The sequence below is a fragment of the Alkalibacter saccharofermentans DSM 14828 genome, from assembly GCF_900128885.1.
Lineage (GTDB): Bacteria > Bacillota > Clostridia > Eubacteriales > Alkalibacteraceae > Alkalibacter > Alkalibacter saccharofermentans.
In genome coordinates this window covers 1-1,455 of record NZ_FQTU01000005.1, presented here as the reverse complement: position 1 = coordinate 1,455, position 1,455 = coordinate 1, and the positions used below count along the sequence as shown (strand labels likewise).

At 34.9% G+C, this 1,455-nt stretch carries 1 protein-coding gene; it reads left to right on the top strand.

Annotated elements, in window-relative coordinates; all coding sequences use genetic code 11:
• Window positions 1-616 precede the first annotated feature (616 nt).
• Window positions 617-1,165: a hypothetical protein gene (locus BUB93_RS04570; protein ID WP_073269908.1), complete on the top strand. Its 549-nt coding sequence runs from the start codon at window positions 617-619 to the stop codon at window positions 1,163-1,165.
• The last annotated feature ends 290 nt before the right edge of the window (window positions 1,166-1,455 follow it).

The following is a 1,455-nucleotide window of genomic DNA, read 5'->3' as shown; positions in this document are numbered from 1 at the left end:
TTGGGGATTGACTTGATCAACTCATAACCTTTGTTGCAAAGCTTAGCTGCCTGGCTTGCAGTAATGTTGCCTAAAGTCTTGCAGATGTCCTTGTATGTGAAGTCGCAAAGGCAGCGCATCAAAAATGTAGATACAGCTCTTGCATCTGAAAGGCTGCGGTTATATTTGATGTTGATGAAGTTGGGGATCTCAGTTCGGGGTAAAAGGGGACACTTCCCAACCAACCGTCAAAACTGACGTTAAGGGTGTATAAAAGCATCCTTGATCTTTGCCCTTATGACTAATAATTAATCATAGCAAGATATCGAAAGGCAAAAAACGCAAACAATCACAACAAAACTAATCCACCGACTTTGAAGAGTGCATAATTTGAATAGATATTTGCTTTTTATTACAATGCTTCAGGCTTTATAAAACCCGGAGTCTCCGGGTATATTCGGAATCTACTGGGTTAGCTTATAATTACATATTAATAGCACGGATGCAATAAGAAGTTTAGTATGTTTTTTTCTTTATAGAATCTCCCACGTCAGTTTTAAGTATAAATCAAAAATTGACAATTTTAATAATATATATTAGAATTGGAATAAGTAAAAATTTTCTAGGAGGTGTTGTTGTGGATATTATGGTAGGTATTGTAGATGGCATTATGATAATACTGTTTTCATTGTTTGGACTTTTTGTTTTAGCTTATGTATCACACAAATCGCATGTTAAAAATCTTGGTGGTAATGATAAATTTAATGAAATTATCCTTGACCAATCACGCTCTCAATACTATAAAACGCTCAAACACTTAGGAGGGTACCCATACTTCAAAGAAGATGAAAAAGTTGTTTTTAAGGTCACAGATGGTGAAATTTACATTCAAGATTACACCATGAACAACGTACACAAACTAACACCTGATGAGATTGTTGAGTATCATGTTCAAACAAAAACTGAACTTGAAAAAAACATAACTGTACCAAGAGTTTTATTGCTTGGGGTATTGTCTTTAGCGGCGCAAAAGAAAACCGAAACAACATCTCAGTTTTTTACACTTAAGTTAAGACGAAATGATATTGAGTTTGAATCAATTTTTGGTCAGGAAGTTGAGAACGATAATTTGAATGGTATAATAACTGAGATTAATAGAGTGAAATTAGACTCTAAAGTTGTCTAATTCTTCAGCGAGTCAATATATAATGATCATCAATTGCTACAGGCAATAAGGTATGTCCACAATAATCCTGTAGAGGCAAAAATGGTAGACGGCCAAAAAGATTATCGATGGAGCAGCTATCGTTTCTATAATGGTACACTCGATTAGCAAGAATTTATAGCATAGGGAATAAAAGCGTAAGGAACCGTCCCCTGAAATAGAAGGGGACACTTCACAACCAACCGTCAAAACCGACATTAAGGGTGTATAAAAGCATCCTTGATTTTTGCCCTTATGATTAATAATTAATC